Annotated in this window: 12 protein-coding genes and 1 tRNA gene; 11 read left to right on the forward strand and 2 right to left on the reverse strand. The window is 69.4% G+C overall.

Annotation, left to right across the window (positions count from 1 at the left end):
- The first annotated feature begins 96 nt into the window (after positions 1-96).
- From lon to BM145_RS09040, 3 genes are all read left to right on the forward strand, one after another.
- On the forward strand, positions 97-2,502 hold the full coding sequence (gene lon / locus BM145_RS09030; RefSeq protein ID WP_093333328.1) for an endopeptidase La: 2,406 nt from the start codon (positions 97-99) through the stop codon (positions 2,500-2,502).
- 129 nt (positions 2,503-2,631) lie between these two features.
- The gene (locus BM145_RS09035; protein ID WP_093333329.1) at positions 2,632-2,904 is read left to right on the forward strand and encodes an HU family DNA-binding protein; all 273 of its coding nucleotides are present in this window, start codon (positions 2,632-2,634) and stop codon (positions 2,902-2,904) included.
- Positions 2,905-2,956: 52 nt separating this feature from the next.
- Positions 2,957-3,031: transfer RNA gene (locus BM145_RS09040), tRNA-Val, on the forward strand.
- 192 nt (positions 3,032-3,223) lie between these two features.
- On the opposite strand, the gene BM145_RS09045 is transcribed toward BM145_RS09040, so the two are convergent.
- The gene (locus BM145_RS09045; protein ID WP_093333330.1) at positions 3,224-4,162 is read right to left on the reverse strand and encodes a DUF808 domain-containing protein; all 939 of its coding nucleotides are present in this window, start codon (positions 4,160-4,162) and stop codon (positions 3,224-3,226) included.
- Between the two features lie 161 nt (positions 4,163-4,323).
- Between BM145_RS09045 and BM145_RS09050 the strand changes: the two genes are divergently transcribed.
- The 6 genes from BM145_RS09050 (at position 4,324) to BM145_RS09070 (ending at position 11,074) form a co-directional block, all read left to right on the forward strand.
- The gene (locus BM145_RS09050; RefSeq protein WP_177200137.1) at positions 4,324-4,848 is read left to right on the forward strand and encodes a helix-turn-helix domain-containing protein; all 525 of its coding nucleotides are present in this window, start codon (positions 4,324-4,326) and stop codon (positions 4,846-4,848) included.
- A 53-nt stretch (positions 4,849-4,901) separates the two neighbouring features.
- Positions 4,902-5,273, forward strand: a complete 372-nt coding sequence (locus tag BM145_RS09055; protein ID WP_093333332.1) for a hypothetical protein — start codon at positions 4,902-4,904, stop codon at positions 5,271-5,273.
- A gap of 17 nt (positions 5,274-5,290) precedes the next feature.
- Positions 5,291-5,788, forward strand: a complete 498-nt coding sequence (locus tag BM145_RS16035) for a hypothetical protein (RefSeq protein ID WP_177200138.1) — start codon at positions 5,291-5,293, stop codon at positions 5,786-5,788.
- Positions 5,746-6,303: a JAB domain-containing protein gene (locus BM145_RS16040; protein WP_177200139.1), complete on the forward strand. Its 558-nt coding sequence runs from the start codon at positions 5,746-5,748 to the stop codon at positions 6,301-6,303. The genes BM145_RS16035 and BM145_RS16040 overlap by 43 nt, the downstream gene beginning before the upstream one ends.
- Before the next feature lie 341 nt (positions 6,304-6,644).
- Positions 6,645-8,234 (forward strand): hypothetical protein, encoded by a 1,590-nt coding sequence (locus tag BM145_RS09065; RefSeq protein ID WP_093333334.1) that lies wholly within the window; start codon positions 6,645-6,647, stop codon positions 8,232-8,234.
- Positions 8,235-8,311: 77 nt separating this feature from the next.
- A complete protein-coding gene (locus BM145_RS09070; protein WP_093333335.1) occupies positions 8,312-11,074 on the forward strand; it encodes a TonB-dependent receptor domain-containing protein in 2,763 nt (920 codons plus the stop codon).
- A gap of 43 nt (positions 11,075-11,117) precedes the next feature.
- Here BM145_RS09070 and BM145_RS09075 read toward each other — a convergent pair whose 3' ends face one another.
- Positions 11,118-11,765 (reverse strand): prolyl hydroxylase family protein, encoded by a 648-nt coding sequence (locus BM145_RS09075; RefSeq protein ID WP_093333336.1) that lies wholly within the window; start codon positions 11,763-11,765, stop codon positions 11,118-11,120.
- A 123-nt stretch (positions 11,766-11,888) separates the two neighbouring features.
- Here BM145_RS09075 and BM145_RS09080 point away from each other — a divergent pair, with 123 nt between their 5' ends.
- Both BM145_RS09080 and gspD read left to right on the forward strand, forming a co-directional pair.
- Positions 11,889-12,713, forward strand: coding sequence for a type II secretion system protein N (locus BM145_RS09080; RefSeq protein WP_093333337.1), 825 nt, complete (start codon positions 11,889-11,891; stop codon positions 12,711-12,713).
- Positions 12,710-14,974 carry a type II secretion system secretin GspD gene (gene gspD / locus BM145_RS09085; protein ID WP_093333338.1) on the forward strand — a complete coding sequence of 755 codons (2,265 nt, stop codon included), beginning with the start codon at positions 12,710-12,712 and terminating at the stop codon, positions 14,972-14,974. Before BM145_RS09080 ends, gspD begins: the two co-directional genes overlap by 4 nt.
- Positions 14,975-15,081 lie beyond the last annotated feature (107 nt).

Genomic DNA, 15,081 nt, shown 5'->3' on the forward strand with positions numbered 1-15,081 from the left:
GAAACGCGCCATCGCAAGCTGATTGATGGTTTCGGAACGCTTCCCATATAAGTGCACGGAACAGGCGCCTGCTTACGGCGCCCGAGCGGAGCCCCAATGAACCAGTCCTACCCCGTCCTGCCGCTGCGCGACATCGTCGTCTTCCCCAACATGATCGTTCCGCTGTTCGTCGGCCGCGACAAGTCGGTCGCCGCGCTGGAGGCCGCGATGAACGCGGACAAGGAGATCTTCCTCGTCGCCCAGCTCGACCCCGCGCACGACGATCCCGCACGCGAGGATTTGTACGAGGTCGGCGTCACCGCCACCGTGCTCCAGTTGCTGAAGCTGCCCGACGGCACCGTGCGCGTGCTGGTCGAGGGCAAGGCGCGCGCCCGGCTGGACGAGCTGACCGCCCGCGAGACGTACCTGACCGCCACGGTGGAGATGCTCGAAGACCGCGAGGCCGAGGGCGTCGAGGTCGAGGCGCTGATGCGCTCGGTGGTCAACCAGTTCGAGAGCTATGCCAAGCTCAACAAGAAGGTGCCGTCGGAAACCGGCGCGCAGCTGGGCGAGATGACCAAGGCCGCGCTCCTGTCCGACGCGGTCGTCGCCAACGTCCAGGCCAAGGTCGCCGACAAGCAGGCGCTGCTGGTCGAGGTCGATCCCGCCAAGCGGCTGGAGATGGTCTTCGCGCTGATGGAGGGCGAACTCGGCGTCCTTCAGGTCGAGAAGAAGATCAAGAGCCGCGTCAAGCGCCAGATGGAGAAGTCGCAGCGCGAATACTACCTCAACGAGCAGTTGAAGGCGATTCAGCGCGAACTCGGCAACGGCGACGAGGAAGGCGACGGCGACGAGATCGCCGAGTTGACCCAGAAGATCGCGACGCTGAAGCTCTCCAAGGAAGCGCGGACCAAGGCGACCGCCGAGCTGAAGAAGCTCAAGTCGATGGCGCCGATGTCGGCCGAATCGACGGTGGTCCGCAACTATCTCGACGTGCTGCTCGGCCTGCCCTGGGGCAAGAAGTCGAAGGTCAAGAAGGACATCGCCGCGGCGCAGGCGATCCTCGACGAGGATCATTACGCGCTGGAGAAGGTGAAGGACCGGATCGTCGAGTATCTCGGCGTGCAGGCGCGCACCAACAAGCTGAAGGGGCCGATCTTGTGCCTGGTCGGCCCGCCCGGCGTCGGCAAGACCTCGCTCGGCCAGTCGATCGCCAAGGCGTGCGGGCGCGAGTTCATCCGCCAGTCGCTGGGCGGCGTGCGCGACGAGGCGGAGATCCGCGGCCATCGCCGTACCTATATCGGCTCGCTGCCGGGCAAGATCGTCACCAATCTGAAGAAGGCGGGGACGAGCAACCCGCTGTTTCTGCTCGACGAGATCGACAAGCTCGGCCAGGATTTCCGCGGCGATCCGGCCTCGGCCTTGCTGGAGGTGCTCGACCCGGAGCAGAACGGCAAGTTCCAGGACCATTATCTCGAGATCGACCTCGACCTGTCGGACGTGATGTTCGTCTGCACGGCGAACACGCTCAACCTGCCGCAGCCGCTGCTCGACCGGATGGAGATCATCCGGCTGGAAGGCTATACCGAGGACGAGAAGGTCGAGATCGCCGAGCGGCACCTCGTCGCCAAGCAGGTCGAGGCGCACGGGCTGAAGGCGGGCGAGTTCACGCTGACCCATGAGGGCCTGCGCGCGCTGATCCAGCGCTACACGCGCGAGGCGGGCGTCCGCACGCTGGAGCGCGAGATCGCCAAGCTCGCGCGCAAAGCGCTGCGCCGCATCCTGGAGGGCAAGGCGACGAGCGTCACCGTCACGCCCGACAACCTCCACGAGTTCGCCGGCGTCCAGAAATATCGCCACGGCCTGTCGGAGACCGAGCACCAGATCGGTGCGGTCACCGGCCTCGCCTGGACGGAGGTGGGCGGCGAGCTGCTGACCATCGAATCGGTCACGGTCGGCGGCAAGGGCGCGGTGCGAACCACCGGCAAGCTCGGCGACGTGATGAAGGAGTCGGTCGAGGCGGCGTGGAGCTACGTCAAGGCACGCGCGCCGAGCTACGGGATCAAGCCGTCGCTGTTCCACCGCAAGGACGTCCACGTCCACCTGCCCGAGGGCGCGGTGCCCAAGGACGGACCGTCGGCGGGTATCGGCCTGGTCACCTCGCTCGTCTCGACGCTGACCGGCGTCGCGGTGCGGCGCGAAGTGGCGATGACCGGCGAGGTGACGCTGCGCGGCCGCGTGCTGCCGATCGGCGGGTTGAAGGAGAAGCTCTTGGCGGCGCTGCGCGGCGGTATCACCACCGTGCTGATCCCGCAGGAGAACGAGAAGGATCTCGCCGACATCCCGCAGAACATCAAGGATGGTCTCACCATCGTACCGGTGACGCACGTCGACGAAGTGCTGAAGCTGGCGCTGGTCGAGCCGCTGGAGGCGATCGAGTGGACCGACGCGGACGAGCTCGCCGCGCTGCCGCCCGCGCCGATCGCGCCGGCGGGAACAGTGTCCGGCGGCCTGCCGCACTGATCCGGGTTATCGCCGCGACGAACGGAGTCGGCGCGGCGGTTGACTTGGGCGCGGCGCCCGCGATTAAGTGCGGCCGATCGCGGCCGTATGTTTTCGCGGGCGCAGCGATTCTTTTCCGGGGGAACATTGATGAACAAGCAGGAGCTGATCGCGTCGGTCGCCGATACCGCGGGTCTCCAGCGCAGCGACGCGGTGAAGGCGGTGGAGGCGGTGTTCGACGCCATCTCCGCCAGCCTCAAGAAGGGGGACGAGGTGCGCCTGGTCGGCTTCGGCACCTTCTCCGTCTCGAAGCGCAAGGCGTCCACCGGCCGCAATCCGCGCACCGGCGAGCCGATGACGATCAAGGCGTCCAGCCAGCCCAAGTTCAAGGCGGGCAAGCTCCTGAAGGACTCGGTCAACTAACCCCTTGCCAAGGCACCGCGCCCCCGCCTAGAGGGCTGCCTCCGGTGACGATGGGCGCGTAGCTCAGCGGTAGAGCACACCCTTCACACGGGTGGGGTCACAGGTTCAATCCCTGTCGCGCCCACCATCGTACCGGCGTTTTGAAAAGGCCCGCGGCTCGACAGAGCGGCGGGCCTTTTCGTGTCTGATCCTCTCCAGTGTTCGTCACCCCGGACTTGATCCGGGGTCCATCGGTCGGCGTACCTCGCGGCTGATGGCCATGCGGCACCATGGATGCCGGGTCGAGCCCGGCATGACGAAGAAGTGGAACGGGCGCGGCTCAATGCCCCCCGCGATGCTTCACCTTGTGCACCACCGCCGCGATCACGCCGCCGACCACCAGCCCTACCACCGCCGAGCACGCCGCCGTCACCACCCACTCGACGGTGCCGTGCAGCGCCGGCACCGCACCCGCCGCCGCCCCGGCCAGCCCGTGGATCACGTGTGCCGGCCCTTCGACGCCCAGCACCTCCAGCCCGTGCCAGACGATCTGCCCGCCGACCCAGATCATCGCCGCGATGCCCACCACCGACAGCACCGACATGATGACCGGCATCGCCTTCACCATCCCGCGCCCGATCGCCTGCACCGCCGCCGACGGCCGCTTGGCCAGCGCCAGTCCGATGTCGTCCAGCTTCACGATCAGCCCGACCGCACCGTACACGCCCGCGGTGATCGCCACCGCGACCACCGCCAGCGCCACCGCCTGGTTGAGGATCGATCCAGTCGCCACCTCGCCCAGCGCGATCGCCATGATCTCGGCGGACAGGATGAAGTCGGTACGGACGGCGCCGGCGATCTTCTCCTTCTCCAGCGCCTCGGGCGTGGTCGCCGCCGACACCTGCTCGACGGCATGGCCGTTGCCCAACACCGCCTCCCACACCTTCTCCGCCCCTTCGAAGCAGAGATAGGCGCCGCCGATCATCAGCAGCGGCGTCAGCGCCCAGGGCGCGAACGCGCTCAGCACCAGCGCGACCGGCAGCAGGATCAGCAGCTTGTTGCGTAACGATCCCAGCGCGATCCGCCCGATGATCGGCAACTCGCGCGCCGGCGACAGGCCGACGACGTAGCGCGGCGTCACCGCGGCGTCGTCGATCACCACACCCGCCGCCTTGGCGCCCGCGCGCCCCGCGGCAGCGCCGACATCGTCCAGCGAGGCGGCGGCGAGGCGGGTCAGGCCCGCGATGTCGTCGAGAAGCGCGGCAAGGCCGGTCGGCATATGGTTCTCCCTTGTTGGCGCCCGTCCTGTCGGCAAAGCCGACGAAGCGCAATCGGCGACATGGCCGTGGAACCTTGCTCCGAAACGGAGGGATCGTTCGACCCGCCCGCCGCCCGCCGGAGGTAGAACGGCCCGGCCCCCCGCTCGCCAGGACGTTTCCCGTGACCGCCGACCGCCTCTCGGCCCTCAGCCCCCGCCAGCTCGAATGCCTGCACCTCGTCGCGCAGGGGTACGAGGCCAAGGAGATCGGCCGTCGGCTCGGCATCTCCGACCTCACCGTCAAGAATCATCTGAGCGCCGCGCGCGCGGCGCTCGGCGTCGGCCGCTCGATCGACGCGGCCCGTCTGGTGGCCGCGTGGAAGGGGAGCGGTGCCCCAGATACCAGTGCCGCCGATACTGGTGCTCCGCGTACTAGTGCTCCGGGCGGGATCGCCGACCGCTCCTATCTCGACGACGAACCGCCCCGCCGGTCGGACCCGGCCGGGGAACTGCGCGACGGCGCTCACGGCTCGATCGGGGTCGGTGGGCTGGTCGGGCGCAGCCTCCTCCTGCCGGGGCCGACGCGAAGGGGGCAGCGCAACGGGCTGGGGCTGGGCGCCCGGCTCGCCTTGGTGGTGTTGCTGACCGTGCTGCTGATCGCGGCGGTTGGCTTCTTCGTCCAGGCGAGCAGGGGGCTGAACTTCTGACCCGCGCTTCCCACACCCGCGCCGTTCCTTCGCCGGCGCGCCGGAGTACCGCCATGACCACCATCTCGCCCGCCGCCGCGCTGAAGATCGCCAACCGGCTGTTGTCGCTGGAACAGGATATCGACCTCGCCGCCCGCTCCTCGGCCAAACTGCCCGCCGAGCTGCTCGACGAGCTGTTCAAGGCCGGCGCTCGGCCGATCGAAGCGCAGCGCGTGCTCGACGCCGCGACCGAGACGCTCACGGCGCTGGTCGACGCGCGTGGCAAGGTGGCTCGCGCCCACGGGCAATTGCTCGCTTACGCCAAGGAGGCGGGGTTGACCCAGGCCTATGGCGACCAGTTCGAGTGCAACGCCTTCGTCAAGAGCCTGGCCGCCGAGGCCGCTCCCGCTGCCGTGCCCGCTGCCGCGCGGCTCGCCGTGGCCTGAGATCCGGAGCTTCGCGGTTGCACGTCCTCGTCTTCTACGCGCTCCTGCTCGTCGCCTGCGGTCATGCCGCGTGGCGGGGCGGGGCGCCCGAGCGGATCGTCGCCGCGACGCTGATGGCCGGCACGGTCGCCACCTGGATCGTGGCGATCGGCGTCGGCGGCTCTCGCACGGGGCATTTCTACCATGTCGAGATCGGCGTGCTGCTGGTCGATGCCGCGATGCTGGCGGTGCTGCTCGCCGTGGCGCTCGCTGCCGATCGGTTCTGGCCGCTATGGCTGACCGCGATCCACAGCTTCGGGGTGGTCGGCCACGTCGCCAAGGCGATCGATCCGGCGATCCTGTCCAACGTGTATCAGGCGGCCCACTCGCTGACCGCCTATCCCGGCCTGATCCTGCTGATCCTGGCGACGCGCCGCCACCGGCGACGGCTGGCGCGGACGGGCTGCGATCCGTCCTGGTCGATCTCCTGGCCGTGGTCGACCGCGGCGACGCGCGCGAGGCTGCCGACCGGCTGATCGCCGCCTTCGGCTCGCTCGCCGCGATCGGCGCCGCACCGCGCCGCCGCCTCGCGGCGCTGGTCGGCGAGCCCGCCGCGGCCCTCGTCGCCGCGCACCGTGCCGCGATGCTGTGGGCGCTGCGCGAGCCGGCGGTGCGCGGGCCGGTGATGGCGACCCGGTACGAGCTGATCGATTACCTCTACCACCGCATGGCGCACGACCCGACGGAGTCGCTGCGCGTCTTCTTCCTCAATCGCGGGCGCGAACTGTTGGCGGAGGAGGTGGTCGCCCGCGGCGGTCCCGACGCGCTGGCGGTGGAACCGCGCCAGGTCATGGCGCGCGCGCTGGAACTGGGCGCCACCGGGCTGATCCTGGTGCACAACCATCCCAGCGGCGATCCCAGCCCCAGCCTGGCCGACCGGCGCTTTACTCGCGCGCTGGCGGCGGCCGGGGAGCATCTCGGCGTGCGCCTCCACGACCATTTGATCGTCGCGCGCGGCGGCACCCGCCTGATGGAGGTGGCGGAAGGCTAATTCCACTGCCGCCCAACCACATCCTCCACCCCGGCGAAGGCCAGGGTCCAGATGGTGGACAATCGCCGCAGATCACGATCGCTACCCCATCGGGGCCCCGACCTTCGCCGGGATGACGGAGCATGGCGGATACACCTCCACACCCAGTTTTCTCCATTCCGGACCCAATCCGTGTCCGCCACGCCTCGTCACGAAACCGTCACGCCACCGTCACGACCGCGTCGCGGAACTCGCACGCAACCGTCATGAAGCGCGCCTAACCGCCACCCTCGGAAGATCGGCCGGGAACACCCAAGTCGATCGGGGCAACGAACCCCCACCTTATCGTCAGGGAGCATTTCATGGCCGCCTCTTCGCGTAACGTCCGCCTGCTGATGGCGAGTGTCGCCTGCATGGCGCTCGCCTCGTGCGACGGCGCCGACAGCGTCGCCTCGCCGGGCGATCCGACCTTCGTTCCCGGCGGCAACACGCCCACCCCGACGCCCACCGGCACGCCGACGCCGACCGCGGGCACGCCTGCCGCGTCCTGCCCGACCGGCACGACCGACGTCGGCGTGATCGGCACGGCCTATCGCGGCTGCCGCATTCCCTCGCTCATCACCTCGGCCCTGTCGCTGCCGCGCGTCGCGGGCGTCGCCTACGAGATCAACGGCCGCGTCGACGTGGGCGTCGACATCGGCGGCGCGGGCACCACGCCGGGCGGCGTGTCCACCGTGCTGACCATCGCCGCCGGTGCGCTGGTCTATGCCAACACCGCCAATGCCGACAACGACTACATGGTCGTCAACCGCGGCTCGCGCCTGGTGGCGGAGGGCACGGAGACGCTGCCAATCATCTTCACCGCGCGCGAGAACCTGACCGGCGGCGTCACCGACGAGAGCCAGGGCCTGTGGGGCGGCATCATCCTGGCGGGCCGCGCGCCGATCTCCAACTGCAACGCCACGGTGGCGGGCGGCTCCGCGACCTGCGAGAACGTGGTCGAGGGCACCTCCACTGCGCTGTACGGCGGCGCGACGCCCACCGACAATTCGGGCACCGTTCGCTACGTCCAGATCCGCTACTCGGGCACCATCATCAGCCCCAACAACGAGCTGCAGGGCCTGACGCTCGGCGGCACCGGGTCGGGCACCACGGTCGACCACGTCCAGGTCCATAATTCGTCCGATGACGGCATCGAGATCTTCGGCGGCCGCACCAATCTGCGCTACCTGGCGCTGACCGGTTCGGACGACGACGGGCTGGATACCGACGTGGGTTGGCAGGGCTTCGCGCAGTTCGTGCTCGCCATCCAGAAGCCGACCAACACGCAGACCGACAATTACGCCACCGAGCTCGACTCGAACGGCAACGAGGACGCGCTGCCCCGTCAGAAATACCGTCTGGCGAACTTCACCTTCGTCTCCACGACGGCGGCGACCAACGCCGCGATCCGCATCCGCGGCGGCGCCGACGCGCGCTTCGTCAACGGCATCGTCGTCGGGCCGAGCGCCTGCCTCAACATCGTCGCGGGCGACGCCAGCAACGGCAAGAGCACGGTCCGGCCCGCCAATGCCGGCCTTGATGACGACGGTCCGCCGCGCTTCGACTCGGTGCTGTTCGGCTGTGCCACGCCGTTCGCGGAGACCACGGTCAACGGCGTTACCGTCACCACCGCCGAGCAGCGCGCGGCGTTCACCGCGGGCACCAACAATGTCGAGAGCGGCACCGGCCTCCTGACGGGCATCTACCTGCCGGCCGGCGCCGCCGCGACGGCGACCCCGTTCAACGCCGCGACGCTCAACCCGTCGGGCACCTCCTTCTTCGTGCAGACGAGCTTCGTCGGCGCGGTGAACGGTCCGAACGACACCAACTTCCGCGGCTGGACCTGCAATTCCAACCGCGCCTCGTTCGGCTCGACCAGCGGCAACTGCACCGGCCTGCCGACCAACTGACCTGAGCGACCGGCGGGCAGCCTCGGGGGAGGCTGCCCGCGACCTTTCGACCCGCATCTCGAACTGCCGGGGCAGCCATGACCAAGACCTTCGCGACCATCCTGCTCGGCACGACGATGCTGATGCCCGCCGCGCTGCACGCGCAAACCGCGCCGCCGTCGGGTGGTGGCGTCGGCGGTGCACCCGCGGGCAGCGTCGTCTCCCCGAACGCCGGCCGCCCCATCGACACGCGCGACATCCAGTCGTCGGTGCCCGGCCAGCTCGCCTCGCCAGCGGCGCAGGCCGACGCCGCCGAGCCGGCGGAGCCGGTCGACGTCTCCACCCCCGGCGGCGGCACCGAGCCTGACGAGATCGTCGTGGTCGGCCGCAACATCCCCAACGTCGTCCGCGCCACGCCGGAGGTCATCAACGTCCTCTCCACCGCCGACATCGCGCGGACGGGTGAGGGCGACATCGCCGGCGCGCTGACCCGCGTCACCGGCCTTTCGGTGGTCGGCAACGGTTTCGTCTACGTGCGCGGCCTCGGCGATCGTTATTCCTCGTCGCTGCTCAACGGCTCGCCGCTGCCCAGTCCCGAGCCGCTGCGCCGCGTCGTCCCGCTCGACATCTTCCCGACCAACATCGTCTCCTCGGCCCTGGTCCAGAAGAGCTACTCGGTGAATTATGGCGGCGAGTTCGGCGGCGGCGTCATCAACCTGACGACGCGCGCCGTGCCCAACGAGAGCTTTCTCCAGATCGGCGGCTCGATCGGCGCCGACACGGTCACCACCTCGGAACTCGGCTACGTCTATGACGGCGGCAGCCGCGACTGGACGGGATTCGATTCGGGCACCCGCAACACGCCGCAGTTCATCCGCGACGCCGGGCTGAACGGCCGGTCGCTGGCGCCCACGCAGGTCGCCGCGTTGAACAACGCGCAGACGACGCAGCTCCAGACCAACAACCAGCTGCCCGCCAACTGGTCGGGCGAGGCGAGCTGGGGCAGTTCGATCGACGTCGGCTCGGTCCGCGTCGGCCTGATCGCCGCGGCGGGGATCAGCAACGGCTGGCGCACCCGCGACGACACCCAGCAATCCACCGACGATCCGACCGGCATCCTGACCCGCGATTTCCGCACGGTGCTCACCGACAACCGCGCCATCGTCAACGGCCTGGTCGGGCTGGGCGCGGAATGGGGCGAGAACAAGATCCGCATCACCAACCTCTACCTGCACGACACGGTGAAGCAGGGCCGGCTCAGCCGCGGCAGCACCGCCAATATCGGCATCCTGCCCGGCGGCATCCAGCCGTTCATCGTCCAGAACACCAGCTGGTTCGAGCGCGAGCTGTTCGACACGCAAGGCGTGGGCGAGTTCAAGTGGAACGACGTCGCGCTGGACGTGCGCGGCTCCTACGCCAAGACGAGCCGCGACTCGCCGTACGAGCGCGCCTTTACCTATCAGTACAATCCCGCGATCCGCGACTATCAGAATAATCTCAGCGGCTTGCAGAGCGCGTCCATCGCCTTTTCCGAACTCGACGAGCGGCAATATTCGGGCCAGGGCAACCTGACCTGGAACGTGCCCGCCGACCGCCCCTTCGCGCTGTCGATCGGCTACGCCTATACCGACACGGCGCGCGACTCGACGCGCTACACCTTCCAGTACACGGGACCCAACAACGGTCCGGTGAACAACGACGTGGCGCAGTTGCGGCCCGATTTCCTGCTGGCCGATTCGACGATCCAGCGCTTCGGCATCTCCCTGCGCAATACCTCCACCGGCCAGGGCGCCGCCGCCTACGACGCCAACCTGGTCGTTCACGGCGCTTACGCGCAGGTGGAGGGCGAGATCATCGACGGCCTGCGCGCGCAGACCGGCGTGCGCTGGGAAACCGCGACCGAGCGGGTCACCCCGTCGGGCAACGCCGCCGCGACCCGGCTCAAGAACAATTACTGGCTGCCCGCGGTCACGATCACCTGGAACTTCGCGGAGGACATGCAGCTGCGCGGCCACCTGTCGAAGACGCTGGCCCGCCCGCAGTTCCGCGAACTCGCGCCGCAGCTCTACCAGGATTTTGAGAGCGATCGCCTGTTCTTCGGCAACGCCTTCCTGAACGACTCGCAACTCTACAACGCCGAACTCCGCTACGAATGGTATTTCGCGCGCGACCAGCGTTTCAACATCGCCGGCTTCTACAAGCGGATCGACGATCCGATCGAGGCGGTGGCGTTCTTCCCGGCGGGCTCCGACACGCTCCAGACCGGCTTCGCCAACGCGCCGCAGGCCAAGCTCTACGGCGGCGAGGTCGAGTTCCAGAAATACGTGCCGCTGGTCGGCCTCGGCGATTTCTTCGCCACCCGCCGCCTGCTCGCGATGGTCAACTACACCTATACCAAGTCGAAGATCGAGGTGGGTGACGAGCTGATCGCCAGCCCGCTGTCGACCGGCGCCAACCCCGTGCTGCGCCCGGCCAACATCCTGTTCCAGGACGGCGCGGCGCTGGTCGGCCAGTCGGACCACCTCGTCAACCTCCAGCTCGGCATCGAGGACAAGGCGACGCTCAGCCAGCTGACCGCCTTGTTCAACTACGCCTCCAACCGCGTCACCAACCGCGGGCCCGTCGCGGGCGGCGGCGGCGTGCGCCTGCCCGACTTGGTCGAGCGCCCCGGCATCCGCCTCGACGTGGTCGCGCGGCAGGGCATCCCCGTGTTCGGCAAGACGATCGAGATCAAGGCGGAGGCGCGCAACCTGACCGGCACCGGCTACCGCGAGTTCCAGTCGTTCGAGGCGGGCAAGGTCGACATCAACCGCTACCGCCTCGGCCGCACCTTCGCGCTGGGCGCCAGCATCCAGTTCTGACGCCGCAGTCCCCCTCCCGTTCGCGGGAGGGGAGCGGAAGACCTCACCCCCACGCCCGCTCGCGGTACCATTTGGTAATCACGTACTTCACCCCCTCGCGCACCTTCATGCCGTGGTGGATGGTCGCGGGGTTGAGGCTGCCGTCGTCGCGCCGGTTGTTCCAGGCCACCAGCTTGCCCGTTTCCGGCTGGATCGTCTTGTCCACCGCCTTGAACCGCGTCGCGCCGCCGGCGCCCGGTTCGTTGAGATAGACCATCACCGTCCACGTCCGGTTGCCCGCCACCGAGCAGTAGCGGTCGTAGTCGACGCCGTTCGGCTCGAAATAATCGGTATGCCCCTTGAACTCCTGCCCCACCGCGTAGCGCTGCCCTTGCAGCGGCTCTCCGTGCGCAGGGTCCAGCCCGGTGAAGCCGGCGATCGTCGCCTCCACCGCCGCGACCACCGGATCGGCCGCGTCCAGGTCGCCCGTCTCGCTGGTCCGGTACCCCGCGTCGCCGTTCGCGTCGGCGATCGTCGAGGGGCGCCGCACCCGGTCGATCCGTTCGATCAGCGCCGAGCACAGGTCGGGCGACAGGAAGCCGCGCCGCACGAACAGCGTCAGCTTGGGGGAGGGCAGGCGCTGCACCTGCCCCTGCGCCAGGATGCGGTCGACGATGGGCCCCGCGTCGAGCCCCGATCCGAGAGAGGTCATGCCCCGCTTGTGCCAGCGTCGGCCCGCCTCGCGCCAGTGCGATTATGTTTCCGTATTCCGACGCGAGCCCGTAACATGCCATGCTTAACGGGAGGCGATACCCGGGGGCGGGATGGACACGTCATGCGATTGAAGCTCGACGCGCGCGCGCGCCGCTGGCTGCGGCGCCTGCCCGTCATCAACATCTACTCGGTCGCGGAACTCGCGCTGATGGCCGGCCTCGCGGTGCAGGTCTCGCGGCTGATCTGGACGCTCGCCACCCCCGTGTCGCCGCTCGGCGAGTGGCGGCCGGCCGGCGTCGTGCTACCGGGGCCCGCCGCCTCCATCCTCGCCGGTTTCGATCCCTTCTTCCGCCTCGGCGCCCCCGCCGGACAGCCCGCCGCCGTCACCAGCCTTCAGCTCACCCTATTCGGCATCCGCCTGGACGAGGCGACCGGCCGCGGCTCGGCGATCCTCGCCGGGCCCGACGGCGTCCAGCAGAGCGTCGGTGTGGGCGAGGAGGTGCAGCCCGGCGTGCGGCTGAAGGCGGTGGCGTTCGACCATGTCACGCTGGATCGCGGCGGCACCACCGAGGACCTGTTCCTGGATCAGTCCGCCGCGCCGCCCCCGCCGCCCGGCGCGCCCGCCGGCATCCCCGGTGCGCCGCCCGCCGCTCCCGGCGTACCGGTCGCCCGCCTGCGCCAGGAGATCGGCTTCATCCCGCGCATCGACGGCGGCCGGGTCAGCGGCCTCACCGTCCGCGCGCAAGGGTCGGGCGAGGTGTTCCGCAACGCCGGCCTGCGCGACGGCGACGTCGTCACCTCCATCGCCGGCCGGCCGGTCAGCGGCCCGGGCGATCTCGACCGGGTCGCGATCGAGTTCGCGGATGGCGGCGCCATCCCCATCATCGTCGAGCGGGGGCAGAACACGCTGCCGCTCTCCATCACGGTAGCACGCAGCAATCCATGAAGCTTTCCCGCCTTCTCGCGTCCGCGCTGATCCTGTCCGCGACGCCGTTCTCCGCGCCGATCGGGGCGCAGACTACGCTCAACGTCCGCGACGCCGACATCCGCGCCTTCATCGCCGATGCCGCGCGCGTCACCGGCCGTACCTTCATCATCGACAACCGCGTGACCGGCAAGGTGACGGTGGTCACTGACCGGCCGTTGTCGCGCTCCGAATATTTCGAGGCGTTCCTGTCCACCTTGCGCGCCAACGGCCTGGTCGCGGTGCCCACCGGCAACGGCGCGCTGCGCATCCAGCCGATCGACAACGCCGCCTCGCAACCGACCCGCGTCGGCGCCGCCGGTGCCGCGCGCAACAGCTTCGTGACGGAGATCGTGCGCCTGCGCTCGATCGATGCGCCCTCCGCGGTCGATACGGTGCGCCCGCTGGTCTCCGCGCAAGGCTCGGTCACCGCCAATCGCGGCGCCAACAGCCTGGTCGTGGTCGATTTCGCCGACAATATCCGCCGCATCCGCGAGGTGCTGCGCCGGATCGACACCGACAGCGCCTCGACCCGCGTGGTCACGCTCCAGAACGCCGGCGCGCGCGAGGTCGCGACCGCGCTCCAGGCACTCGCCAGCGGTGCCAGCGGCGCGGCGGGCGGGCAGGGCGGGGCCCCCGCGGGCGGTGGCGGCGGTGCGAGCGCCGGCGGCGTCTCGGTGGTGTCGATCGACAGCTCCAACTCCGTGGTCCTGCGCGGCGACCCGTCGACGGTGTCGCGCCTCGCCGCCGTCGCCGCCGAGCTGGATCGAAAGGCGCGCTCGGGCACCGAGATCCGCGTCGTGTTCCTAGAGAATGCCGACGCGTCGCAGCTCCTCCCCGTGCTCCAGCAGCTCGTCGGCCAGACGCCCGATCCGGTGCAGGAGACGACGCTGTCGCGCGGCACGTTCCAGCAGACCAACGGCACCACCGGCGTGTCGTCGGGCACGATCGCGCCGCAGATCATCCAGCAGCCGCAGCAGCAATCGGCCGGCGGCAGCGGCGCGACCCCCAACGGACAGCAGGCGGCGGTGACGACGCAGGGCGGCCGCACCGCCGCGGTCGTCACCCGCTTCGCCGGCGCCAACGCCATCGTCATCGCCGGCCCCGCCGACATCCAGCGCCAGCTCGGCGACGTGATCCGCCAGCTCGATACCCGGCGCGAACAGGTGCTGATCGAGGCGATCATCGCCGAGGTATCCGACACCACGATCAACCGGCTCGGCGCCCAGTTCCTGCTCGGCAATCTCAAGGGCGGCGCCTTCGCGGCCTCCACCTTCTCCAACTCGGCGCCCAACATCCTCCAGATCGCGGGCGCGGTCGGCGCGCGCGAGCTGGCGACGAACCGCACGATCGTCGTCGCCCCCGACGGTACCCGGACGGAAACCACCAACACCGCGACGGGGGCCGACCAGTTGACCCAGTCCGCGATCACCTCGATCCTCGGCACCGCGGGCGGCTTCGGCGGCTTCGGCGGCAAGATCGGCGACACCATCTTCGGCGCGATCATCAACGCGGTAAAGGCGGACAACACGTCCAACCTGCTCCAGGTGCCGCACATCATCACGCTCGATAATCAGCAGGCGCACAGCCTGGTCGGGCAGGAGATTCCGGTCACCACCGGCCAGGCGCTGTCGAACAATTTCGACAACGCGTTCCGCACCGTGCAGCGCCAGAATGTCGGCATCCAGCTCGACGTGAAGCCGCAGGTCAACGCCAACGGCTCCTTGAAGATGTTCGTGCGGCTGGAGGTCAGCTCGATCGCCGGTCCCGTCTCGTCCAGCAACCAGGAACTGATCCTCAACAAGCGCGCGTTCGAGAACGTGTTCACCCCCGACGACGGGCAGATCACCGTCATCGGCGGCCTGCTCGACGACAACGAGCGGCGGACGATCGAGAAGATCCCGCTGCTCGGCGACATTCCCGTGCTGGGCCAGCTGTTCCGTTCCAAGGCGCGGACGCGTGCCAAGACCAACCTGATGGTCTTCATCCGCCCGACCATCCTGCGCACGCCCGAGGATAGCCGTCGCGTCACGGAGCAACGCTACGGCTATCTTCGCGCCGTGCAGGGCTACGCGCAGCCGAACGTCGAGCCCTCGATCGACCAGCTCGTCCGCGATTACATGAACGCCGCCCCCCCGATCCCCTCGGCGCCGATGCCCGGCAATATCGAGGACCCCAACATCGCGGTGCCGGTGCAGACCCGCTCCACCCTCTCGATCCGCCCGACGAAGCCCGGCAAGTGAGCGACGCGCGCGCCCTTCCTTTGTCGAGTTCCCCGGCGAAGGCCGGGGCCCAGTTGGGCGAACCTCCCTTGCCGATCGCAGCCGCCACCCAGCTGGACCCCGGCCTC

This window comes from Sphingomonas rubra (assembly GCF_900115745.1).
Lineage (GTDB): Bacteria > Pseudomonadota > Alphaproteobacteria > Sphingomonadales > Sphingomonadaceae > Sphingomonas > Sphingomonas rubra.